The organism is Burkholderia sp. AU31624 (assembly GCF_020420065.1).
Taxonomy (GTDB): domain Bacteria; phylum Pseudomonadota; class Gammaproteobacteria; order Burkholderiales; family Burkholderiaceae; genus Burkholderia.
In genome coordinates this window covers 99630-124166 of sequence record NZ_JAIZRT010000011.1, presented here as the reverse complement: position 1 = coordinate 124166, position 24537 = coordinate 99630, and the positions used below count along the sequence as shown (strand labels likewise).

Here is a 24537-nt window from a genome sequence, read left to right as displayed (position 1 = left end):
ACGCAAAGGAAGGAATGTCTGATTCGCACGCGGCGCTACCGGAAGTCCAGGGAGGGAGAAAAGGAGGAAAAACGAACGAGGAAGGGTGCGCGCACCCTTCCCCGGTACGGCGGCTTACTGGTAGCGAACCGTGAAGTTCGCGACGCCTTCGGCGGTACCCGGCGTCACGCCGGCTGCGGTCGCCTCGTACATCGCAGCGAAGCGCGCGATGTTCGTGCCGTTCTGCAGCACGGTCGGTGCCTTCTGCTCGGCGCCGTTGTCGAGGTATTCACCCGACGCTGCCTGCAGGCGGATACCGACGTTGGTCGCCGAACCGATCGTCGCGAGCAGCTTCGGCTGGCCTGCGCTCGACGTGCCCGTGAACGTGAAGTACGCGTTCTGCGCGACGCTCGTGTCGCAGTCGGTCAGCTTGATGTCGAAGTTGGTCGGCGTGGACTTGTCGCCAGCCTGCTTGAACACGTTGGTCGGCACCTTGCCGAGGTTCACGGTCTGGTTGACCGAACCCGAATCGATGCCGCATGCGCCCGCGACGATCTCGCCCGTGAAGTTGATCGTGCCGGTGCCCGCTGCGAAGGCCGAGGTCGACAGGGCCGCGAGTGCGACAGCGGTCAGGATGGATTTTTTCATGACGTTTCCCGTAAGGACTGCAAATGGAGTAGTTGACGTGGCGGACACAAACGGCAGCGCATGGTGGCTTCCGTCCGACACGAGGCGGCATTATCGAGATAATCGTGAAAGTTTTCTGTAAATCATTGTCAAATGCATCTGACAATGTCCGATTTACCCCTCTAAATCCACACTCTTTCCTGTCGACTTACAATCCTTCAACTTTTATCCGCAGTCCTTTTTTATTTTCAGGAAGCAATTGAAGATTAAGGAAATTTTCGATCGACAGCCGTAGCCACCCTGCTCACCCATGCTGGGATTGGCTCTCGCGAAATCATCGTCGAAAAGGACAAAGCATTGTCCAATGCCGCCATCGTTGCAGAACGACAACGCCAATATCAAATCATTTTCAACAAACAGGAAATTAAACGGCGATTCAATCAATTCCATTCTTTCGCGCAAACGATTGCGACATGAATACAAACGTTTTACTGCGACACTTTGCCGCTCTCATTATTTCCAATATATTGATTAATCAGATCGTCAATTCCGGATCGTAAATCACATGCATGCGCGGTCGCCGGAACCCGTCATCCGGTCCGGATCGCGGCAGCGCAGGAAGGAAAAATGGACCGCACACGTTTGCGCGGAATGGCGACACGAGCGGTCGCATGGCGAGGGCTGTTCCGGAACGCGCACGTGCGCGTTCCGGCAGGATGAAAAACGTCCTGGCCAGCCTGTCAGTGAAGGGGAAGATATCGCCGGAACAGCGGTATGGATCGAAGAAAGCGGCGGCGGCACGTCGAAGCGCACCGCCGCCCTCATGCCGCCCGACGCGTTGTCGCGTCAGGCGACAGGCATCACGCGGATGCCGCGGCCTCCACCGACGCCGGCGACCAGCCGCCGCCGAGCGCGCGGTACAGCGTGATCGCATTCGCGAGCCTGAGTTGCTTGAGCCGGATCAGCTCCTGCCCCGACTCGTACGTGCTGCGCTGAGCGTCGAGCAGTTCGAGATACGTCGCGACACCGCCCGCGTAACGGCGCTCGGCGAGCTTCAATCGCGCGCCGTCGGCCGCATACACGTCCTGTTGCGCGGCAAGCTGGCGATCGATCCAGTCGCGCGCGGCGAATGCGTCGGCCACTTCTCGGAATGCGGTCTGCACCGTCTTCTCGTAATCGGCCACCGCGATGTGCTTGCGCGCATTCGCGACGTCGAGGTTCGCCTGATTGCGGCCGCCCGCGAAGATCGGCAGCGTGACGCGCGGCGCGAACGTCCACACGCTCGTGCCGCCGGCGAACAGGCTCGAGAACGCATCGCTGACCGAGCCGTAGTCGCTCGTCAGCGTGATGCGCGGGAAGAACGCCGCGCGCGCGGCGCCGATCTGCGCGTTGGCGGCCTTGAGCCGTGCCTCCGCCTGCCGGATGTCCGGCCGCCGTTCGAGCAGTGCACTCGGTGCGCCGGGCGCCACGGGCGCGATCGACAGTGCGTCGAGCGCGGTCGTGTCATCCGGCACGTTGCGCGCGAAGTCGCCCGCGAGCAACTGCAGCGCGCGCACGGATTGCGCATGCTCGCGCTGCAGTGCGGCCTGCGACGCGCGCGCGGATGCCACCAGCATCTCGGCCGAACGCAGCTCGATCGCGTCGCTCGTGCCGGCCGCATAACGGCGCTGCGTGAGCGCGGCCATGCGTTGGCGCGCATCCAGCGTGCGCTGCGCCAGCGCAAGTTGCTCGTGCAGCGCGCGCTCCGATACGTACGCGCCCGCCACGTCGGAGATCACGCCGATGCGTACCGTGCGTTGCGCGTTGGCCGTCGCGAAATAATCGGCGAGCGCCGCGTCCGACAGGCTGCGCACGCGGCCGAACAGGTCGAGCTCATATGCGCTGATGCCGACGCCCGCGCGATACAGCCCGCTGATCGCGCTTTCGCGCACGACCGGGTCGTACTGGCGGGTACGGTCATAGCCCAGATTCGCATCGACCGACGGCATCCGGTCCGCGCGCTGCACGCCGTACAGCGCGCGCGCTTCCTCGAGGCGGCCGGCCGCGACCCGCAGGTCGCGGTTGTTCGCGAGCGCCGCGTCGATCCACGCCTGCAGCGCGGCATCGGTAAAGTAGCTGCGCCAGTCGTCGAGCAGCGCGGCGTCGGCGGGCGACACCTCGGCCGCCGGTGCGGCACTGCCGTCGACCGGCGCATAGGTCGCCGGCACCGGCGCCGCCGGCCGCTCGTAACGCGGCGCGAGCGTGCAGCCGGCCAGCGCGAGCGCGGCGGCCAGCGCAACCTGGGCCCGCAGCGCGGCGCGTGCATTCAGCGCAAACATCATTGAGAACCCTCCATCGTCACCGGCTGTGCCCCGCCGCGCCGGCGCGGGCCGACGTCGAACAGGCGGCCGACGATCACGAAAAACAGCGGGACGAGGAACACCGCGAGCACGGTCGCCGTGATCACGCCGCCCAGCACGCCGGTGCCGATCGCCATCTGCGCGCCGGACGCGGCGCCCGACGCGAACGCGAGCGGCAGCACGCCGACACCGAACGCGAGCGACGTCATCACGATCGGCCGCAGCCGCAGGCGTGCGGCCTCGAGCGCCGCGTCGACGAGCGACATGCGCTGCGCGACCAGGTCCTTCGCGACTTCGACGATCAGAATGGCGTTCTTCGCGGACAACCCGATCGTCGCGATCAGCCCCACCTTGAAGTAGATGTCGTTCGGCATCATCCGCAGCGTGACGCCGAGCACCGCGCCGATCACGCCGAGCGGCACGACCAGCATCACCGCGAACGGAATCGACCAGCTCTCGTAGAGCGCCGCGAGCGCGAGGAACACGACGAGCACCGACAGCGCGAACAGCATCGGCGCCTGCGCCCCCGACAGCCGCTCCTCGAACGACTGCCCCGACCACGAGAAGCCGGTGCCCGCCGGCAGCTTCCCGGCGAGCCGCTCGATCGCGCTCATCGCCTCGCCGCTGCTGTGGCCTGCCGCGGCCGAGCCGTTGATCGTGAACGACGGAAAGCCGTTGTAGCGCGTGAGCTGCGGCGGCCCGAGCGTCCAGTGCAGCGTCGCGAACGCCGCGAGCGGCACCATCTCGCCGCGCGTGTTGCGCACGCGCAGCTTCTTCACGTCGTCCGGATCGAGCCGGTGCAGCCCGTCGGCCTGCACGATCACGCGCCGCACCTGCGTGCCGTGCATGAAGTCGCCGATATAGTCGGAGCCGAACATCACCGCGAGCGTCGTGTTGATCTCGTCCATCGACACGCCGAGCGCGGACGCCTTCGCGCGATCGATGTCGAGCTTCAGTTGCGGCGCGTCCTGCGTGCCGGCGAACATCAGGTCGGTCAACGCCGGATCCTTGCGGCCCGTCTCGAGCAACTGCTCGCGCGCGGCGCTGAACGTCGCGTAGTCGAGCCCGCCGCGGTTCTGCAGCCGGAAGTCGAAGCCGCTCGACGAGCCGAGATCGGGCAGCGCCGGCGAGTTCATCGCGAACACCGTCGTGTTCGGCGTGCTCGCGAAGCGCTCGTTGATGCGCGCGATGATCGCCTGCACGTGCGCTTCGTCGGCCTTGCGCTCCTTCCAGTTCTTCAGCGTGACATAGATCATCCCGCCGTTCGGCCCTTCGCCGTACAGGTTGAAGCCGCCGAGCGCGTACGTGAACGCGATCGGCTCATCGCGGCGGATGGCCGACTCGACTTCCCGCACGCTCTGCATCGTTTCCGCGAGCGGCGTGCCTTGCGGCCGGATCACCATCACCATGAAGTTGCCCTGGTCCTCGTCCGGCAGGAACGCGGTCGGCAGTTGCGTGAGCATCAGTGCCGCAGCGCCGGTCAGCGCACCGTATACGACGAGCCAGCGCACCGGCTTCTTCAGCATCGTGCCGACGCGCGTCGCATAGCGCTGCGTCGCGTTCGCGACGAAGCGGTTGAACCAGCCGAAGAAGCCGCGCTTCTCGTGATGGTCGCCCGACACGGGCTTGAGCAGCGTCGCGCACAGCGCGGGCGTCAGCGACAGCGCAAGGAAGGCCGAGAAGCCGATCGACACCGCGAGCGACAGCGCGAACTGCCGGTAGATGTTGCCCACCGCGCCGCCGAAGAACGCCATCGGCAGGAACACCGACGTCAGCACCACGGTGATCCCGATGATCGCGCCGCTGATCTGCTTCATCGCCTTGACGGTCGCGTCGTAAGGCCCGAGCCCCTCCTCGACCATCAGCCGCTCGACGTTCTCGACCACGACGATCGCATCGTCGACGAGGATGCCGATCGCGAGCACCATCCCGAACATCGTCAGCACGTTGATCGAGAAACCGGCCGCATACATCACGCCGAACGTGCCCGCGAGCGCGACCGGCACGACGAGCGTCGGGATCAGCGTCGCACGCAGGTTCTGCATGAACAGGAACATCACGAGGAACACCAGCACGCCGGCCTCGATCAGCGTCGTGACGACCTTGTTCATCGATACGCGCACGAACGACGACGTCTCGAACGGGATCTGGTACTTCACGCCCGGCGGGAAATACGCGGACAGCTCGTCCATCGTCGCGCGCACGCGCTTCTCGGTGGAGACCGCGTTCGAGCCCGGCGCGAGCTTGATGCCCATCCCGGTCGCGACCTTGCCGTTCACGTACGACGGATAGTTGTAGTCGTTGCCGCCGAACTCGATGCGTGCGACGTCGCGCAGGTAAAGCGCGGCGCCGTCGGCCTGCGTGCGCAGCGCGATCGCGCCGAAATCGGCCGGCGTCTTCAGCGGCGCGTCGGCGAGCACGGTCGCCGCGATCGGCGCGCTTTCCGGCACCGCGGAGCGGCCGATGTCGCCGATCGTCACGCGCGCGTTGTGCGCACGCACGGCCGATGCGATATCCGACGCGGTGAGGCCGTGACCGGCCATCTTCACCGGGTCGGGCCAGATCCGCATCGCGTACTCGGTGCCCCAGACCTGCACCTTGCCGACGCCCTCGACGCGACGCAGCGCCTGCACGACGTTCGCCGACGCATATTCGCCGAGCTGCACGGCGGTCATCCGCCCGTCGTCGGACGTCAGCGACACCACGAGCTGGATGTTGTCGGCGGCTTTCTCGACCTGGATGCCGTCGCGTCGCACCGGTTCCGGCAGCCGCGCCTCGACCGTCTTCAGCCGGTTCTGCACTTCGACGGCCGCGAGATCGGCGTTCACGCCCTGCTTGAACGTCAGGTACAGCGACGCCATCCCGGCGCTGCTGGTGGCCGACGTGTACATCAGCCCCGGCGCGCCGTTCATTTCGCGCTCGATCAGCGCGGTCACCGATTCCTCGACGACCTGCGGGGACGCGCCCGGATACGTCGCATAAAGGCTGACGACGGGCGGCGCGATGTCCGGGTACTGCGCGACGGGTAGCGCGCGGATCGCGAATGCGCCGCCCAGCATGATGAAAATTGCGATCACCCACGCGAAGACGGGGCGATCGATGAAGAAACGTGCCATGGTGGTGTGGTGTTGACCAGTCAGGTTTGACGGGCGGCCGCCTGCGAAGCGGCCGCGGCCGGCGCCGCCTTCGACGGCGGCGCCTGCTCGACGGGCTTGACGGCCGTGTCGGGCGCGAACTGCGCGGCGTTGTCGACGATCACGCGCTCGCCGCCCGCGAGGCCGCGCGTGATGCGCCAGTCATGGCCGCTCATCTGGTCGGCCGTGACCTCGACGTCCTTGACCTTGCCGTTCGTGCCGACGACGCGTACCGACGTGCGGTCGGCCGTGCGCAGCAGTGCATCGCGCGGCACGAGGATCGCCCGCTGGTCGACCGCCGTATCGAGCGCGATCCGCACATACGCGCCCGGCAGCAGCTCGCGCTCCGGATTCGGGAACAGCGCGCGCATCGCGACGGTGTCGGTGGTCGGATCGACCGCGAGATCGCTGAACAGCAGCCTGCCCTTCAGCGGATACGCGGTGCCGTCGGCGCGCAGCAGCGTCACCGCGATGTCGTGCTGCGCGATGCCCGTCGCCCGCCCGCTCTTCACCGCGCGGCGCAGCGCATCGACGTCGGCCGCCGGTTGAGAGAAGTTCACGTAGATCGGATCGAGCTGCTCGACGGTCGTGAGCGGCGTCGCCTGGTCCTGGCCGACGAGCGCGCCTTCGGTCACGAGCGCGCGCCGGGCGCGGCCCGCGATCGGCGCGGTGACGGTCGCATAGTCGAGCTGCAGCTGCGCCCGCGCGAGCTCCGCCTTCGCGGACGCGACGTCGGCCTTCGCCTGCGTGTCGGCCGCGACGGCCTCGGTGTGGTCGCGTTCGCTCACCGCGCGATCGCGCACGAGATCGTCGTAACGGCGGCGCTTGTCGCTCGCCGCGAGCGCGGCGGCCTGCGCCTTCGCGAGCGCGCCCTGCGCGGCGTCGCGCGCGGCCTTCAGCGGCGCGGGATCGATGCGGAACAGCACCGCGCCCTGCTTCACTTCCTGGCCTTCCTCGTAAGTGCGCGCGGTCACGATGCCCGCGACCCGCGCACGCACTTCCGCCTGCCGGTACGCGTCGAGCCGGCCCGGCAATTCGACGGTCATCGGCACGGCCGTCGGGCGCACCGTTACGACCGTCGCCTGTTTCGCGGCCTCCGGCGCGGCGTCCTTGTCGCCCTTTCCACATCCGGCCAGGGCCAGCGCGGCCGCCAGCGCGAACGGCGCCAGTCGGTGGCGCAACAGGGAGCGATTGTTATTCATGTGTGACCTCGGATCGTTCGCCACCGATAAAATGCGGCGGCTCAGGGTGGCCGATTATAATCAGTCACGACTGATTAAATACGCGCCGTTTCAATCTGACCGTCACACTGTCTCAATAAAACGACAGCGAACTGTAAGGAATTTCAGGACATGGCTCGCAAGACCCGCGAAGAATCGCTCGCCATCAAGCACCGGATCCTCGACGCCGCCGAGCTCGTGCTGCTCGAGAAAGGCGTGGCGCAAACCGCGATGGCGGACCTCGCCGAGGCCGCCGGGATGTCGCGGGGCGCCGTCTATGGCCATTACCGCAACAAGATGGAAGTGTGTCTCGCGATGTGCGACCGCGCGTTCGCGCGCACGTCGGAAGGCTTCGACGCCGGCGAAGGGCTGCCCCCGCTCGCCACGCTGCGGCGCGCCGCGTCGCACTATCTGCAGGAATGCGGCGAGCCGGGCCCGATGCAGCGCGTGCTCGTGATCCTCTATACGAAGTGCGAGCAGAGCGAAGAGAACGGCGCGCTGCAGCGGCGCCGCATGCTGCTCGAATTGCAGATGCTGCGGATCACGAAGGCGCTGCTGCGCCGCGCGATCGCGGCCGGCGAAGTCGCCGCCGATCTCGACGTGCACCTGGCCGCCGTCTATCTCGTGTCGCTGCTCGAAGGCGTGTTCGCGTCGATGATCTGGACCAACCGGCTGCGCGGCAACCTGTGGAACGACGCCGAGGCCATGCTCGACGCCGGCTTCGACACCGTGCGCACGTCCGCCGCGCTGCGAGGCCGCGCGCACAAATTGCCGGACTGACGGAATTTGTCGTAATAAATGCTGATTTAGCCCGATTTACCGCACTGCGAAACGAATGAGCTGACCCCCTTTAAAATTTTTAACGTTTCGCGGAACATCGGTAGACTGACGCTGTCATCTTTCTTTAGCGTCTTCGTGATAACCGGGTACGACCCGGCATGCACGCCGCCGTTCGAAGCGGGTCCGCCCCGCGCGTTGGGTCGAACGGAAACGATACAGGCCCCTGGCGGGGCCTGTTTTGTTGCACGCCCGCCGCCCGCCCCGTCGCTGCCCGACGGATGTGCCGCCGGTGGACCCTGCCCACACCCCTTTGAACCGCTTTCCTGGATGTGGACACCTTGGTCAAGTCTGCCGCTACCCCTGATGCTTTCGCGCCCGGCCGCGCGCAGCGCATTGCGCGCGCGCTCGTGCCGGCCGCCGTGCTCGGCGCCCTCGCCGCACTCGGCTTCGCCGCGCTGCCGGCCGTGTCGCAACTGCCGGGCGCCGTCGATTCGGGCACGGCCGCGCTGCCGCAGCGCGTGCTGTCCGACACGCCGTTTCCCACCGCGCAGCATTTCGTGACGAGCGAGCTCGCCCGCACGATCGGCGAGCGCAACGATGCCGGCGAACGCAATGACCGCAGCCAGCAGCCGGGGCTGTTCGCGCCGCTCAGCGCGCACCGCAACGAGATGCTCGGCTACGCGAACCTGTTCCAGTTCGCGGCCCCTGAAAACCAGCACGGGATGCGCGCGGGCGACATCGAGCTCACGCTGTCCGATACGCTGAACCGTCTCGACGTGCCGCCCGAGGTGCGCATCCAGCTCGGCGATCTCGTCAGCGGCAAGGTCGCGATGCGGGCGAGCGCGCAGCGCGGCGACTACTACCGCGTCGCGTTCGATACGAGCGACGGCACGCCGCGCCTCACCGCGCTCGAACTGCGCGTCGCCGGCCGCACGTTCGGCGCGATCTGGTTCCGCGCGCCGGGCGCCGAGCACGGCGCGTACTACGCGCTCGACGGCTCGCCGCTCGAAGCCGCCGCCTTCACGATGCCGGTCAAGTGGACACGCATCAGCTCGTTCTTCGGCGAACGCATTCACCCGCTGTCGCAGGCGATGGCGTTCCACACGGGCGTCGATCTCGCCGCGCCGAGCGGCACCCCCGTCGATGCGGCGGCCGACGGCGTCGTCTCGTTCGTCGGCACCGATCCGGGCGGCTACGGCCGCTACGTGATCGTCGATCACGCCGATGGTTACTCGACCTACTACGCGCACCTGTCCGCGTTCGCGCACGGCCTCAAGACGGGCGAGACCGTGAAGCAGGGCCAGCGCATCGGCTCGGTCGGGATGACGGGCGCCGCGACGGGCCCGCACCTGCATTTCGAGGTGCGCGTCGCCAACAATCCGGTCGATCCGCTCGTCACGCTCGCGAGCGCGCAGACGGCACTGTCCGACATGCAGCTCACCGCCTTCCGCCAGGAAGCGGCGCAATGGCGCTTCCGTCTCGCGTCGATCCGTACGACGCCGTTCGCGTTCGCGCAGAACGACGGGCCGCTGTGGGGCGATTTCGCGACCGATTCATCGACGCTGCGCGCCGTCTTCAATACGCATTACTCGGCATCGTGATGCACGTGCTGCGCGCCGTCGTTCGACTCGCAGCGGCGCACAGCAGGCGCTCAACCTTCCGTGCCCCTGCCCCCGAGCGGGGCTGGCCTGCGTGACGCGCTGTCCGCTGCGCGGACTTAACGACACGCCGTCTTCGGCCATTCGAAACGGCCGCGGCATGCCGTCACCGCGCGGGTTCCGTATATTCGGCCGCCGCGTGCGCGGCGCGTTCCGCGCGCGGGCGCCGCGACAGCAGCCAGCGTGCCGCGCCGTCGAGCGACGTGCACAGCACCAGATAGATCAGCGCGACGAACAGGAAGATCGGTGCCGGATACACCATCAGCCGGTTGTTCACCTGCGTCGCGACGAACGACAGCTCCGGCACGCCGACGATATACGCGAGCGACGTGTCCTTCACGAGCGCGACCCACTGGTTGACGAATGAAGGCGTCATGATCCGGATCGCCTGCGGCAGCAGCACGTAGCGCACCGTCTGCCAGCGCGTGAGCCCGAGCGACAGCCCGGCCTGCCATTGCCCGTCGCCGGCCGCGACGATGCCCGCATGCACCGCGTGCGCGAGATACGCGCCGCCGATCAGCGCGAGCGCGCACACCACCGTCGCGAGCCCCGGCACGTCCATGTGCAGCAGCATCGGCATCAGGAAGTAGGTCCAGAAGATCAGCATCAGCACCGGAATCGCGCGGAAAAAGCCGATGAACGCGAGCAGCAGCACGCGCACGGGGCCGCGCGCAAGCGCCATCGCCACGCCGAGCGCGATGCCGAGCACGGCCGAGGCGACGGCCGACGCGATCGCGAGCAGCAGCGACAGCGCGGCGCCGCCGAGCGGCCCTTCCGGGAACGCGCCCACGAGCAGGTACGGCAGATTGGCGAACAGCAGCGAGAGATCCATCGTCAGCGCCCCGCTTCCAGCCGGTCGCGCCATTGCGTGGCCGCATACGCGAGCGCTTCGATCGCGGCCACCGCCGCGACGTACAGCACGGTCGCCACGCCGAAGGCGGCGAAGGTCTTGAACGTCTCGGTCTCGACCTGCCGCGATGCATACGACAGCTCGGCCACGCCGATCGCCATCGCGAGCGACGAGTTCTTCACGAGATTCATGTATTGGCCGAACAGCGGCGGCAACGCGATGCGCACCGCCTGCGGCAGCACCACGTAACGCAGCGACTGCATCGGCGTGAGGCCGAGCGCGGCCGCTGCGTCGTGCTGCGCGCGCCGCACGCCGCGCAGGCCGGCTTCGCACTCCTCGGCGACGAACGCGGCCGTATAGGCGCTCAGCCCGACCCAGCCCGCGACGAATTCGAACGACGGCCACGCAAGCGTGAACGGGCCGATGCTCAACGCATGACGCGCGTTCAGCCACGCGATCCATGGTTCGGGCAGCAGCGACGCGATACCGAAATACCAGAACAGCAACTGCACGAGCAGCGGCGTGTTGCGGAACGTGACGACGTACGCGGCCGCCATCGCGCGCGGCGCCGTGCCGCGCGCATGGCGCATGACCGCGAGCAACAGCCCGCCGGCGGTCGCGACGACGGCCGACGCGGCCGCGAGGCCGAGCGTCAGCAGGAAACCCTGCCAGAGCCAGGACAGGTATTTGGGAGCCAACCCGAGCATGCTGTGTTGCGGGCGCGAAGCGCGCGATCGGAAGAATGCGAAAAGCGCCGCTCGGCCGATGATGCTTTGGCCAGTCGCGGCGCGCGTGCGATGCGGATCAGGTCTTGTCGCCGATCCGGAAGATGCGCGTGAGCGGCGTCTTCGTCGTCGGCCCGAACCATGCGTCGTAAATCTGCACGGCGCGGCCGTTCGCCTCGAGCCCCTTCAGCGTGTCGTTGACGAAGCCGAGCAGGCGCGTCTCGCCCTTCGGCACGCCGACGCCCATGTAGTCGTTCGAGATCGTGAACGCCGGGATCTCGTAGTTCTGCTTGTCCGGCACGTTCGCGAGCAGCCCGATCAGCTTCGGGCCGTCCTGCGTGATCGCCTGCACGTTGCCGGCGCGCAGCGCGGCGAACGCGAACGGCGTGTCGTCGTACGCGACGATCGTCGCCTTCGGGAATTTCTCGCGCAGCGTGATCTCGTTGGTCGTGCCCTTGTCGGCGCCGACGCGCAGCGCGTTCAGCTGGTCGGCCGATTTCAGCACGCCCTTCTTCGCGAGAAACTGCTGGCCCGACGAGAAATACGGAATGCTGAAGTCGACCTGCTTCGCGCGCTCGTCGGTGATCGTGAAGTTCGCGAGCACGAGATCGACCTTGCCGGACGTCAGGAACGGAATGCGGTTCGCCGGGTTGGTCGGCTGGAGCTGCAGCTTCACGCCGAGCTTGTCGGCGAGTGCCTTCGCATAGTCGACGTCGAGGCCGACGATATGATTGCTTTTGCCGTCGACATAGCCGAACGGCGGGTTGCTGTCGAACGTCGCGACGCGCAGCACACCGGCCTTCTTGATGTCGTCGAGACGGTCCGCATGCGCGACGGTGCCTGCGGTGATGAGCGCGGCTCCGACGAGCCACGTAGCGAGCGTGTGGAATTTCATGAGCACGACCTGATTTGTTATGAAGGCCGCCGCGGATCGCGCGGCGGCCCGGTTCGAAGAACATCGCGACGGAGTGTGTCGTCGCGAAGCCGCTAACGTATCAGCGCATGCCGCGAATCCGAACCAACAAATGGTGCTTTGCTCAGCGGGTTTCGTGATGAAGCGCGCCCGTCGCGGCGCGCGCCATCACGGGAACGTGAACGTGAATTCCGCGGCCCCGTTTGCGTTTCCGGGCCGCAGCTCGCCATCCGCACCGGTTCGGATGTACCGGGCACTGAGCGGGATCGTCGCCGTGTCGGCTTCGCGATGCATCGGATAGGTCGGGGCCGTGCCCGGCTCGCCGTAGGCGATCCGCTCGTTCGTATCCCGGTGCGTCATCACGATGTTGAACCCGTGCGCAACCGACCGGCCGGCCGGCGCGCTCAACTGCAGCAATGTCTTGTCCGGATTCGGCTGCGCTGCCTTGTCGCGGAAACTGATCTTCGGTTTGGCCGCGGCCGCGCATTGGCTGAGCGTGATATCGAAGCTGACCGGCTCCGACATCGCGTTCAAAGTCGGGAAATTGTCGATCGCGACATTTCCGAGCGTTACCGGCTTGATCCAGTTCGACTGGATCTCGCAGCGATTCGGCACCTGGATCTCGCACTCGCTGCCGATGCAGACGTTGCCCGCGCCGACGAAGGTTATCGCCTGTGCGCACAAGGGCGTCTGTTCAGGCACCGTCACCGTGCTCCCTACCGATGCGACGCCTTTCGGCAAGTCGATCGCATAAATCTCGACGGTCGGATTGCCCGGCAGGTTCTTGACGACCAGCTTGCCTTCCGGCAACTGCGAGGCCGGCTTTTCGAGGACGAGATACTGCCGGAAGATCATCGCCTGCGTGTTTTCGGTACCGCTTTGGTTCCCACGACCGAGATTGTGCTTCACGGTCACCATCGGCAGCGAATCTTGCGGCAGGGTATTCTCGTCTTCGTTGCCGGATACGCCTGCCCACTTGAAGCCGATACCGTTCACGTTCGTCTTCGCGACTCCGTCCGTGACAATAGGCGTTGTCTTCCAATGCCCGGCCCCCACCAGTTCGTGCTCCCCGGTCGCAGTGCCGTATGTGAACTTAACGAAGAGCGAAACGGTGCGTTGATACAGGATCGTGTCGACGGGTGTCGCACTCGTCAACGCATTGATCATCTTCCAGGGTGACGCGTTGGTGTTGCTGAACGCGCATTTCTGCGCCGTCGAGCCACTGGCGGTCTGCGCGTTGACGTGCGGGCCGAATGCAAGCACCAGATATCCCGCCATCGCCAGGCGACGTACGGCCCGGCCGACTCGCCCGGACCTGCGCCATTGAATCGTCTTCATGCTGCCTCCCGTTGCGGCAGCGGCAGGCGCCGGTCATGCTCGCCCGCCGCCCGTTGCATTACTCGATCACGCCGAGATTGATACCGGCAACCTTCTGCAGCCCGGCCTCGCCGGACGCAATGCTGTTGCGGAACGTGCCCCGGTTGATGCCGACCAGACCGCCAAAGGTCTGACTCGACGATCCGTTGATCCGCCCGCTCGCGGCCGAGCGTTCGATGAGCCCCGCGTTCAGGCCGGCCAGGCCGCCGAGGGTCGCGTAATTGCCGGCGCCGACCGTTCCCGACGCCGACGCATCGCGCACGGTACCGAGGTTTTCTCCGGCAAACCCGCCCACCGTGCTCGACGAGCCGCCCGTCACGTTGCCGGTTGCCGACGCGGTGTCGATCTCGCCGGATGTCGTGTTGGCGCCGGCGAAGCCCCCCACCGATGCACCGACACCGCCGTATACGTCGCCGCTCGCATCGACGTTGGTCAGTTCGGCCGCGTTGCTGCCGACGAAACCACCCGTCTTGCTGTAGTTGCCGCCGGTCGTCTTGCCACGCGCGACCGAGTGTGCAATCCGGCCGCCGAGATGGCTGCCGACGAAGCCGCCATTGGTGCCCTGCCCACCGGTGACCGCGCCGTGCGCTTCTGCCATGTCGATGAACGCATACATGCCCAGGTTGATGCCAACGAAACCGCCGGTCGAACCCGTCGATGCGCTCATGACGGCGCCCAGCGCCTTGCTGTCGGTCACGATGCCCTGGTTCAGCCCGACGAAGCCGCCGATCGCTTGCGCATATCGGCCGTCGACGACACCGCTTGCGCTCGAATTGGCAATCTTGCCGGTATTGACGCCGACGAGTCCGCCCGCCGTACCGCCCGAGCCCCCTGTCACGCGCCCCACAGCCGTTCCGTCGTCGATCCTGCCAAGCAGATTCGCGCCCACGAGCCCACCGACGTTCACGCCGGCGATATTGACGCCCGACGTGGTGCCCCGACTCGTCGACCTCAGAATGTCGCCGCCCCGATTCATGCCGACGAGACCGCCGATCGACGCCTGGTTCGATGCGCCGCCCGTGACGGTGGCGTTGGATTCGCTGTCGGACACGATCCCTGCCCCCATCAAATCGATGCGGTTTTCGCCGACCAGGCCGCCAACGGCATACGACATCCCGTTCCCGGCCACGGATCCGGCAAATGACGACTGCGAAAGCTCGCCGCTATTGATGCCGACGACGCCACCCAACGCATTGCCGCGGTTCGCACCGGCACTCACCTGCATGCCCGTCGCGGCCACGTTCGTGATCTTGCCGACGTTTTCGCCCACCAGCCCGCCGATGGCCACCGGACCGACACCGGACGCGGCACTGACGCGCAACGACGCCAGCTTGAGGTTGGCGAGCGTACCGGCGTTGCGGCCGAACAGCCCCGCGTACGGATCGCTGCTCGTGATGACGAGGTTGCTGATCGTATTGCCGAGGCCATCGAACACGCCGGAGAACGACGCCCCCGACCCGATGGTCCTGAACGTGGGGCAGGAATACCAGGAGCAGGAGCCGGCGATGTTGTTGCCGAGGACGTACAAGCCGTCGAGATTCGTATTGATGCCCTGCAACTGCTGCAGGTTCTGGATCACGGTGTAGAGATAGCCGTTCGACTCGAAGCCGGCTCCGGTGCCCGACAGCGTCACGGCCGCGGCGCCCGTCAGCGAATACGCGACGCCGTAGTCGAGCGTCAGCAGCGCATTCGCGCCGGTCAGTGCGATCGGCGCCGCGATCCGCACGCTGTTCTTCGCGTCGATGGCCACCCGCGCGTTCGCCCCCGTCGCGCGCAGCGCACCGTTGACCGACACGTCGCCGTTCCGGCTGGCCAGCGCCAACCGGTTGCCGCTTGCCCAGGTCACCGGTCCGTCGACCGACATCCCGCCGCGTTCGGCGACCAGTTCGACATCGGTCGTCGCGAGGTTGCGCGACAGCGTATCGGCCACGATGGTACCCGGCTGGTTCGCGCCCGCCTTGACCGACACGTCGGACGATGCGATGCGCCAGGTGCCGCCGCGCCCGTTGGTCGCGCGCGTATCGACCATCGCGCCCAGCGCCACCTTCACGTCGGCGCCGCGGGTGTGGACCGTGCCGCCGTTGCCCGGCGTCGTCGCGCTCGCGTTCATCACGCCCGCGACGTTGACGGTGCCGGCGTCGTGACCGTCCAGCGAGATCCGGCCCGCGACACTCCTGAGCGTGCGCGCCTCGATGGTGCCCTGGTTGTTGACCACCGTGCGCAACACCGTATCGACGGTCTTCGCGCCCATCAGCACCCGCCCACCGTCGGCCTTCAGCAACTGCTCGTTGCTGACCAGTGCGTTCATGGTTCCCTGATCGATCTGCACGCTGAGCAGCTTGCTGCCGTCGAAGTTCAGCGTGGCGTCACTGCCGGCGCCCAGCGCGACGGTGCCCATCTGCGCCTGGACGATCCCCCGGTTGACGACTTTCGCGCCGAGCAGCGCGATCGCGCCGCCTTCGCTCGCGACGAGATTGCCGAAGTTCTGCACTTCGCTCGGCGACTGACCGGAGAACCGGAAGCGGCCGGCTTCGAAGTCTTCGTTCTTGATGTCGAGCGTCGTCGCCACCAGACCACCGACGTTGACCTGTGCGCCCTTGCCGAACAGGACGCCGTTCGGGTTGACGAGGAATACGCGGCCGTTCGCGTCGATGTTGCCGTGGATTGTGCTGCCGTCCTGGCCGATCACCCGGTTCAGCGCAAGCGACTTGTCGGACGGCTGGTTGAACGTGACGCGCTGCCCGCTGTCGACGTTGAACGACTGCCAGTCCGTCACCAGCTTGTCGCTGTGCTGGTTGATCGACATCTGCTTCCCGTTGTCGTAGCGAAGAATGTCGGCCTTCCCGGACACGATGTTCTCGCCCGCCGGAAGCGCCTGGGCGGACGTCGCCGCGCCGCCCGCGAGCAGCGCGAGCACCGCGACGACACGCGCGCGCGTCGCCGACTTGCCGTGCCGGCGTACCCGTTCGCCGGCCACCTGCCAAACGCCCTGCCCGGCGTTCCATACCAAAGCGTATGTCTTGTTCATTCTCGTTTTCCTTGTTGTGGTTGAAACCCTGTCGATTCCCCGACAGGACGGGTACTGCAACTCCCGGCGCGCAGCAGCAACGGCACATGGTGCCGCGTGCCGCCGCTCCGCTACGGCTCCAGCTGCCTCCGGTATTCCTGGGATGCCCCGCTGTCGTCGACCGCGTCGAACACGATCTCGCCCGATCGCACGCCGCTTGACTCACCGATCGGGACGCGGGTCAGGCCGAACGGCGGAACCTCCACAGCCTCACCGACCAATGCGACCGGCTCCCCGTGCAACAGCACGCGCGTGAGCGTCACGTAGTACGGTGTGGGATTGGTGGCGACGATCGATGGGGAGTCCTGCTGATCCGTGCGCGTCCAGGTCAGTGCGCTCGGCGCCTGATCCGGATCGCCGGCAAGGCCGGGCGGCCGATACAGGAGCTTCAGGCGCAGCCGGTACGCGATGCGCAGCGTGTTGTCGCTTGCCGGTGCGGCCGGCGGTACTTCGAGCAGGTTGATCCAGAAGCAGGATTCGCGATCCAGCGGCAAGTCGCCTCCGATGGACTGCACGCGGATCGCCAGCGACTGCGCCGGATCGAGTCGAGCGAGCGGCGGCGAAACGACGAACGGCACGCGCAGGTGGTCGGGATCGGCATTCGCGTCGCCCACGTCGAGCCACGACTGAACCAGGATCGGCGCGGCGCCACCGTTGCGCGCGACGATCGTCAGCGCACGGGCATCGCCGGGATAGATGAAGCGGGTTCCGACCACGGACAGCGCCGCGTGCCCGTTGATTGTCCCGACGCTCGCCGCGCAAGCCGCCACCGCCGCACGCACGATGCGGGCAAAGCCGGCCCAGCGACCTGTACGGCGCGGCGGCCGGGACGCCGCCAGGGCGGAACGGACATCGAGAACACGCATCGAACTATGGCTCCACGTGCTGGCCGCGCGCCGTCGCCGCAACAGGCACAATCGCTGGAAGTGCGCGGCAGACACGCGTCAGCGTCACATAGCCGCGGGACGTACGTTCCGGCGCCGGCACCGCATAGTCGATCACGCACCGCTGATCGGCGCGCGTGCCCCATTCGACACGGATCTGCCCGTCGTCGTCGGCACTGCGCACCAGCAGGCGGCTACCCTGCCCGACCGCGCCCAGCAAAGTGCCGGTGCGTGCGTCGAGCGCACGCGCCGCGAACGGCAGTGGCCGGCCGTCGTCGGTCTGCGCGTCGATCAGCAGCGCGCGCGCCTTCAGTGTGTCGTACGACAGCATGACGACCGAGCCCGAGCGGGGTGCGACGCTGCGCGATACCGTCTTGAGTTCGACATCGTCGGCGATATCCTTCGGATCGATGTCGATCTTGTTGAGCTGATACGGCGTGAGGCTCGGTACGATCGCGTAGCCGAACCGGTCGACGCGCGCGTTCGAGTTCCCCACCAGGGCACCGCGCGCGTGCGGTGCGTGCACGACGCCGACCGTCTCGCTCAAGGTGGGCGCCAGCGTCAGGCCGCCCGGGTGCAGCACCAGGCCGCCCACCGCGTTCGCGGACGCCTGCTGGTAGCCGCTTCCCAAGCCGACGTTCGCCGACAGCGACACGGCCGGCAATTGATAGCCCACGCCGAAACTGCCCGACGACGCGCGGTTGTTGCCGTCGTAGCTCGACGACAGCGAGTACGATCCGGCGCTCTGCTCGCCGAAACGGCCGGCCAGGCTCGCGGTGGCACTGGTGCCGGCGCTGGTGTCATGCGTCGTGAGCGTGCTGAAGATCGGCGCGCGCCGCGTGTTGCGTCCCAACGGAATCGAAACGTTCAGGCTCACGAGCGTGCTGCCCGCCCCGCCGCCGAACGACGGTTGCCGAGCGGACAGGTTGCGCACGCGCTGCACCGACGCCGTTACGGTCGCATCGCGCCATTGCGTGCTGTAACCGAGCGTGAAGCTGAGCGATTGCCCGCCTCCCGCCCAGTAGCTGAGTGCCGATCCGTTCGCGTAGACGCTGCCCGATCGCCCGATCTGCTGACTCACGTTGAGATCGACCCGATTGCGCAGCCGCGCGAATGCCTCGGCGCCCACGCGCTGATCGCTCCGGCCGTTCAGTATCAACGCATCGCGCAGGCCGAGATAGCCCTTGGTCGAGTAGCGATACGCGAGCAGCGAAAAGTTCGTGCCGCTGTTCGGCAGGTTCTTGCTGTACGACACGCGGATACTCGAACCGGTCAGGCGCTCGCTGCCCGGCGGCTGGGTTCGCGCGATCGTGACGTCCGCTGCGAAGCCGCCGATCGACGTATTGAGCCCGACACCCATCAGCACCGACTGGTAGCGGCTCGCAAACGCGGCGCCGCCGTAGGCCGTCAGTGCGTTGCTGACGCCGCGCTGCACCGTGAACTGGCCGACGTATTGCGTGCCAATGCCGCCGCCGACGTCGATCGCCCGGCCCGCCATCGCGCTGAATCGCGTGCTGCCGGGACGCAGCAATTGGACCGCAGTCGCGAACGGCACCACGAAGCTGCGCGTTTCACCGTTGGCCTCGGTCACCGTCACGTTCAGGTCGCCGCCGTAGCTCATCGCCTGCAGGTTGTCGATCGCGAACGGCCCCGGCGCGACGGTCGTCTCGTGAACCAGATAGCCGCGCTGGTAGATCGCCACCTTGGCATTCGACTGAGCGACGCCGCGCACCACGGGCGCGTAGTAGCGCTGTTCGTCGGGCAGCATGCGGTCGTCGCTGGCGATCTGCACGCCGCGGAACGACACGGCGTCGAACAGTGTGCCGCTCGTCGAGCTCTCGCCGGCCAGCAACTGCGCGTTCCAGTCGGGCAGATCGGTTTGCGCGTAGACGTAGCCGCGCTGATAACGGGCGCCGCCTCGCTGCGACCAGGTGAGGTTGCCGTTGTGGCGAATCCGGAACCGCCCGGCGCTCGCCGCCATCGAGAGGCCTGTGTAGAACTGCGTGAATTCGTACCCGCCCGAACGCGTCGTGAACACACTTGCGTTGTAGTTCAACCGCGCGGCGGGCACGCCGTTCGTCCAGTTGGCCGGATCGACGTAGGTACTCTGACCGGCGAAACGCATGTAGAACCGCGGAACCGTCAGATACAGTTTCTGCTCGGCCGCATCGAACGACAACATGGCGCCGGGAACGTATCGGGACAGGGCCTCGCAGATCAGCCCGTCGGGCATCGGATTCGGAGGCTGGCTGCCGTCCTGCCCGCGCGCGCTCCGGTCAAGATCGACACCTGCCCGCTGCAGCAGCAGCCGGTCGTAGCAAGGCAACACGTCATCGCGCGCGTCGCGATGGAAAGTGATGCCCTCCACGCCGCGCCACTGCCCGTTGACGATCAGATCCACACGATGCAGCCCCGGCTCGACGGCGTTCGGACGCTCGAACGGCGTCGTGTCAATCGGCTCGCTGCCATGGCCGTGCATCAGCATCGAGTCGTCGAAATGCGTCTTGCCGGCCGCCGGCGGTACGTCCGTGGTCTCGCTGCGCTCGTCGTCCCGCGCCACCGCGACGGCCGTATCCGCGACGGCGTTTGCACCCGACGTCATCGCGATCGACGCAAATACCGACGCGACCGCCATCAGGCAAGGCCGCTGCGGTAGTCGCAGCGGTAACTCCGATACGCATGAAGAATGGAAACCTGCTGAACTGCGCATGTTGTTACAGTTATTTCGCATACCGATCCAATACATCGGGATCGGCATGCCGGGTGGTGCCTTCTGGATGGATGCGTTGCGTGAAAAAACTGCTCAGTCGGTCAGTTTTTTGGTTATCGTGCTGCGTCCGCCGTAATCGTCGATGGCCATATAGCGCACGGCCCTCGCGCGATGCGACTGCGTGAAGACACCCGGCAGCGGAAAGCGTTGGGTACCGAACGGCGCGACCATCCCGCCACCAGCTTCGACGAAGGTGCCGCCGACCTCGGCCTCGACCATCCCGAACGACACGTAGTACGGCGTCGGGTTCGACACCTCGAGCGTGATCCGTCGTCCGCCCGCGCGCTGCGCATCGGCAGACGCTCTCCAGACCAGCGCGTCCTGCGCCATGTCGACGTCGTTCTCGAGCGCCGAGGGCCGGTAGAACAATTTGATGCGGGTTCTGAACGCGAAGCGCAACTGGTTGTCCGCGTCTTGCTGCACCGTCGGCACCTCGAGCACATTCAGCCAGAACACCGATTCACGGTCGGACGGCAGCGACGCCTGCATGTTCGTGATGCGCAACACCGCGCCCCGCCCCGCTTCGACGCGCACCAGAGCAGGTGCAACGACAAACGGCGTACGCATCTGCTCGGGCGGAACGTCGGCGCGACCGTCGTCGATCCAGCTCTGGGCGAGGACCGGTTGCGTGCCGGAATTTTCCATTCGGACCGTCACGTCGCGGGCACGCTCGGGAAAGATCACCCGGGTACCGTTCAACAGTAGGGCTGCCTGCGCCAGCGTGGCGCAGGCAGCCCACGCCACGACACCGGCCACGACTCTTGAATAAGGAATCCGAATTGACAATGTCATGACGTGTAACGGGAATGGGACCGATCAGTGGTAAGCGAGCACGTACCGGATGAACGAGTTGCCGGAACCTGCCTTGATGCCAGCCGGCAAGGCCGTCGACACGTATGCCGCCTTGTAGGTCAGGGTCGCGGTGTTGTTCTCGACGGTCGCGATCTGCGGGTCGGTCTGCGGCGTGCCGAGCATGATCTTGCCGTTCTTGGTGTTACCCGCGTCCTTGATCTGGATTTCGATGCCCTCCGCCGGTTTGGTGCCGATGAGCTTCAGGTTGCCGGTCGACGGGTTGATGTTGACCGACACCGGATCGAATTCCATCACGACCTTCGTGCCGTTAGTACAGCCCGTATTGCCGCCAATCTTCACACTGAACTCGACGTCATTCGACGTCTTGCCGATCGCGTCGAACATGGCCGGGTCGACGCGATCGCCAAGTTGCACCTCTTGCCGATTGCTGGAGCCAGGTGCCTGGCCGTTGACGTTGCAGGTGACGTCGGAGATGCTGCCGTAGAAGGCCAGCTCACCGTCGAACGCGTGGGCAAGCGACGGTACCAGCGCGGCGCTGGCGATGCCTGCTGCAACGCAACCCCGAAGCAAGTTCATTTTCATCTTTGGAATTCCTCTCAAATGGATGGTTTTTCTCGAAACATTCCGACCGGCTCAGGAGTTTCCATGGGACTTGAAATCCCGAAATACAGATCGCATCGCGCCATCTCGAATAAATGAATTTTTATCCTCGAAAAACGACGACATCGCAATTCTATTTGCCCGGAAATTTTCCTCAAATAGTACGAGTAAGAAATATGAATTCCATTTAGCCATTCGAGCGCCTTGTCTCGCGGCGATGATTGTGGCAGGCAACTCACTGCGGCGCTGCTTGCGGCTGCAACGTATCGCGCATGCGCCACTGACAATGCGATATCGCACGTCGACATAAGAAATAACAATCAATTTGATTGAATAAATAATCAAAACAATGTGACTTTAACTGGAAAATCTTGAGAATTTTCCATTTCTCAAAATTTCAAAATAAGAAAAGTCAAATCCCCACTCTCCAGCATGAGTAAGTTGCGCAAGATCGAGAGTCGACGTGTCGATCGGGTTTTCGAAATCGAAATCCCGTCGCGGCGTCGCATTTCACCGAGGTCGCATGCAGTCAGATCGCACACGAACCGGCTGCATGCGGCACCACTGGCGGGCAGGAACCTGTTGGCGTATGGAAGGAGTGGGACCCGTCGCTTCGCGACGAGATGTGCGTTGCCGCACCGGCCCGGAGCGCGGCACCGCGCCGTGCCCTGCTACATCACCCGGCGAGCGCGGCCGCCGCCTCGTCGATCAACGCTGCGACCGCAACCGGTTTCGACGTGAGCGACGCATGGCTTGCATCGAGCGTGATGACCTTGCGCGCGTCCATCCGCGCCGACATCCGCGGCTGGTTCTCCGGCGCGATCATCCGGTCGTCGCTCGAGATCGGGTACCACGACGGCTTCACGCGCCAGGCCGGCGCGTGAATGGTGTCCGCGAACGTGCTCGCCACCGGCGTCTTCCGCGTGACGGCCATCACGAGCGCTTCTCTCCTTGACATGGCAAGTCATCGAACCGCCACCGGCCCGGCCGATCCGGGTCATCACGCGGACATGCAGCAGCCGGCATAGGCGAGCCGCCGTGCGCGACCGACCCCGCCGCGACCGGCGTGAGACGCAGCGCATCAAAAAAGACGCCCGCTGCAAGCAGCGGGCGCGAATCCCAGTCAAGGAGGTGTCACACGAACTACAGGCCCAGATTAAGGAATTCGCCCGTCATGGACAACGAATCGATTTCAATATCGATATGACGGGATTCGCTCACGCCGGCACCTCCCGCGTCGAGCAGTGGATGCCGCCGCCGCCCGACGCGATGCCGAGGATGTCGACCTGCACGATTGCCCGGTTCCCCGCATACGGCCGGATCGCGGCGACTGCGGCCGCGTCGGCGGCCGCGTCATTGAACTTCGGCATCACGATCGCTCCGTTGCAGGCGTAGAAATTGATGTAGCCGGCCGCGAAATTCGTCATCTGCCGGTCGGTCAGGCGGGTGCCGGCCGACGTGCCGAAATTGACCGGCGGCACCAGCTCGACGATCTGCAGCGGTCGGCCATTCGCATCGGTCTGGCCGGCAAGCCGTTGCCGGTTCGCGTCCGTCAACGCGCGCTCGCCGGTCGAGTTCGACACGTCGTAACAACACGCGACCACGCCGGGCGCGAGAAAGCGCGCGTAGAAATCGACGTGCCCGTTGGTGATGTCGGTCTCGCCGGCCGGGGTCGCCGCGCCGCCGGCACCGCCCACGCCGCTGCCACGCGGATAGGTCGCCGTACCGGGCAGCCAGATGATCTTCCGCACGCCGAGCGTGCGCTGCAGTTCGGCGAGCACCGTGTCTTTCGCCGTCGGCAGCAGCGTCGCATTCGCGATCACGCCGTTCGGGATGTCGAACAGCTGCGGATTCCGGTTCACGTGCAGCACGGACGATTCGGTGAGGATCGCCGTCGCGTCGCCGTCGAATTCGATCGCGCCGCCTTCGAGCGTCAGCGTGCTGCGGATCAGGCTCGCGCCTTTCCGCTGCGCCATCCAGCCCGCCACCGCGTTGTCGCGGCTGAACGGCTGGAAGAACTTGCCCGCCTTCGACCGGTTGCTCGCGGCCGCGACTTCCGGCGGGACCGTCGCGCCCGGGCTCATGCCGGCGCCGTCGGTGTTCGCATTGCCCCAGCCGTTGAAATTGAAGCCGACCGCATTCAGCGCATCGCCGTTCGTCGTATCCCTGACGAACAGGCACCCCGTGTCGCGCACCCAGAAATCGTTGAAGCCGTCGGCGAGCGGCACGAGGTTGATCCCGCCGGCTCCCGCGGCGCGGGCCGCATAGCGCGCGTGCAGGTCGGGGTTCGCGACGCTCGCAGTCGCGAGCAGCGCGCGGGCCGCGTCGAGATCGGCCGGCAGCACCAGCATGTCGACCGGTTCGGTCGCGCCGATCGCTTTCGCGACGTCCATCAGGTCGGCCCGCACGCGCTCGATGCCGGCATCCGTGCTTTGCGGCGTGACGGGCATCCAGATGCCATCCGCGCCGGACGCGAATGCCATGTAGGTCGACGCATGCGGCGCATCTTCGGCCGGCAGCCGGTACTTGACCTGCCGCGTCGACGGCGTCGTGCCAGATGTCGTGCCTGGCGACGTGGAAGCCGCGCCGGATGCACCATCGCCGCTGCCACCGCAAGCGGTCAGGCTGCCCAGCAGCGGCACGCCGAGAAAGGCGGCCGAATACCGGATAAAGCCGCGCCGGCCGTTATCGGCTGTGCGCTGCATGCGCTCACCGGTGTTCGCATGGGTACGTCGTTTCATCATGTTTCAACTCCCTTGTGCGGTCGGCGCGCACGCGTGCACGCCGGCTTCCGTCTCGCA

17 protein-coding genes and 1 pseudogene are annotated in these 24537 nt (G+C 66.3%); 3 read left to right on the top strand and 15 right to left on the bottom strand.

The window, feature by feature from the left end; genetic code table 11:
• Nucleotides 1–114 precede the first annotated feature (114 nt).
• The 4 genes from LGM89_RS32600 to LGM89_RS32585 all read right to left on the bottom strand — a co-directional run bounded on the left by LGM89_RS32600 (nt 115) and on the right by LGM89_RS32585 (nt 7281).
• Entirely contained in the window at nt 115–627 is a 513-nt protein-coding gene (locus LGM89_RS32600; protein WP_089425375.1) for a fimbrial protein, read from the bottom strand.
• Nucleotides 628–1466: 839 nt separating this feature from the next.
• Nucleotides 1467–2924, bottom strand: a complete 1458-nt coding sequence (locus tag LGM89_RS32595; RefSeq protein ID WP_089495287.1) for an efflux transporter outer membrane subunit — start codon at nt 2922–2924, stop codon at nt 1467–1469.
• The gene (locus tag LGM89_RS32590; protein WP_226275169.1) at nt 2924–6061 is read right to left on the bottom strand and encodes a multidrug efflux RND transporter permease subunit; all 3138 of its coding nucleotides are present in this window, start codon (nt 6059–6061) and stop codon (nt 2924–2926) included. Before LGM89_RS32590 ends, LGM89_RS32595 begins: the two co-directional genes overlap by 1 nt.
• 20 nt (nt 6062–6081) lie before the next feature.
• Complete coding sequence (locus LGM89_RS32585; protein WP_226275166.1) at nt 6082–7281, bottom strand: MexX/AxyX family multidrug efflux RND transporter periplasmic adaptor subunit; 1200 nt, start codon at nt 7279–7281, stop codon at nt 6082–6084.
• 150 nt (nt 7282–7431) lie between these two features.
• On the opposite strand from LGM89_RS32585, the gene LGM89_RS32580 reads away from it, so the two are divergent.
• Both LGM89_RS32580 and LGM89_RS32575 read left to right on the top strand, forming a co-directional pair.
• Nucleotides 7432–8079, top strand: a complete 648-nt coding sequence (locus LGM89_RS32580) for a TetR family transcriptional regulator (RefSeq protein ID WP_089494810.1) — start codon at nt 7432–7434, stop codon at nt 8077–8079.
• A gap of 338 nt (nt 8080–8417) precedes the next feature.
• Nucleotides 8418–9680, top strand: coding sequence for a M23 family metallopeptidase (locus LGM89_RS32575; protein WP_089494809.1), 1263 nt, complete (start codon nt 8418–8420; stop codon nt 9678–9680).
• Between the two features lie 163 nt (nt 9681–9843).
• On the opposite strand, the gene LGM89_RS32570 is transcribed toward LGM89_RS32575, so the two are convergent.
• From LGM89_RS32570 to LGM89_RS32540, 7 genes are all read right to left on the bottom strand, one after another.
• Complete coding sequence (locus LGM89_RS32570) at nt 9844–10569, bottom strand: amino acid ABC transporter permease (protein ID WP_089456601.1); 726 nt, start codon at nt 10567–10569, stop codon at nt 9844–9846.
• A 2-nt stretch (nt 10570–10571) separates the two neighbouring features.
• Nucleotides 10572–11294, bottom strand: coding sequence for an amino acid ABC transporter permease (locus tag LGM89_RS32565; RefSeq protein WP_089494808.1), 723 nt, complete (start codon nt 11292–11294; stop codon nt 10572–10574).
• A 97-nt stretch (nt 11295–11391) separates the two neighbouring features.
• Entirely contained in the window at nt 11392–12207 is an 816-nt protein-coding gene (locus LGM89_RS32560; protein WP_085038977.1) for an ABC transporter substrate-binding protein, read from the bottom strand.
• Nucleotides 12208–12393: 186 nt separating this feature from the next.
• Nucleotides 12394–13563: a fimbrial protein gene (locus tag LGM89_RS32555; RefSeq protein ID WP_226275164.1), complete on the bottom strand. Its 1170-nt coding sequence runs from the start codon at nt 13561–13563 to the stop codon at nt 12394–12396.
• Nucleotides 13564–13621: 58 nt separating this feature from the next.
• A complete protein-coding gene (locus tag LGM89_RS32550) occupies nt 13622–16630 on the bottom strand; it encodes a filamentous hemagglutinin N-terminal domain-containing protein (RefSeq protein WP_226275162.1) in 3009 nt (1002 codons plus the stop codon).
• Nucleotides 16631–16740: 110 nt separating this feature from the next.
• On the bottom strand, nt 16741–17535 hold the full coding sequence (locus LGM89_RS32545; RefSeq protein ID WP_089494805.1) for a molecular chaperone: 795 nt from the start codon (nt 17533–17535) through the stop codon (nt 16741–16743).
• Between the two features lie 4 nt (nt 17536–17539).
• Nucleotides 17540–20113 (bottom strand): fimbria/pilus outer membrane usher protein, encoded by a 2574-nt coding sequence (locus LGM89_RS32540; RefSeq protein WP_226275159.1) that lies wholly within the window; start codon nt 20111–20113, stop codon nt 17540–17542.
• Between LGM89_RS32540 and LGM89_RS32535 the strand changes: the two genes are divergently transcribed.
• Nucleotides 20082–20399: a hypothetical protein gene (locus LGM89_RS32535; RefSeq protein ID WP_226275157.1), complete on the top strand. Its 318-nt coding sequence runs from the start codon at nt 20082–20084 to the stop codon at nt 20397–20399. The two genes, LGM89_RS32540 and LGM89_RS32535, sit on opposite strands and share 32 nt — an antisense overlap.
• Here LGM89_RS32535 and LGM89_RS32530 read toward each other — a convergent pair.
• From LGM89_RS32530 to LGM89_RS32515, 4 genes and pseudogenes are all read right to left on the bottom strand, one after another.
• The gene (locus LGM89_RS32530) at nt 20357–21115 is read right to left on the bottom strand and encodes a molecular chaperone (RefSeq protein ID WP_089494803.1); all 759 of its coding nucleotides are present in this window, start codon (nt 21113–21115) and stop codon (nt 20357–20359) included. The two genes, LGM89_RS32535 and LGM89_RS32530, sit on opposite strands and share 43 nt — an antisense overlap.
• Before the next feature lie 24 nt (nt 21116–21139).
• Nucleotides 21140–21718 carry a fimbrial protein gene (locus tag LGM89_RS32525; protein ID WP_089494802.1) on the bottom strand — a complete coding sequence of 193 codons (579 nt, stop codon included), beginning with the start codon at nt 21716–21718 and terminating at the stop codon, nt 21140–21142.
• A 694-nt stretch (nt 21719–22412) separates the two neighbouring features.
• Nucleotides 22413–22694: pseudogene (locus LGM89_RS32520) on the bottom strand (alpha/beta hydrolase); the annotation flags it as partial.
• Nucleotides 22695–22953: 259 nt separating this feature from the next.
• Nucleotides 22954–24480, bottom strand: a complete 1527-nt coding sequence (locus LGM89_RS32515; protein ID WP_226207766.1) for an agmatine/peptidylarginine deiminase — start codon at nt 24478–24480, stop codon at nt 22954–22956.
• Nucleotides 24481–24537 lie beyond the last annotated feature (57 nt).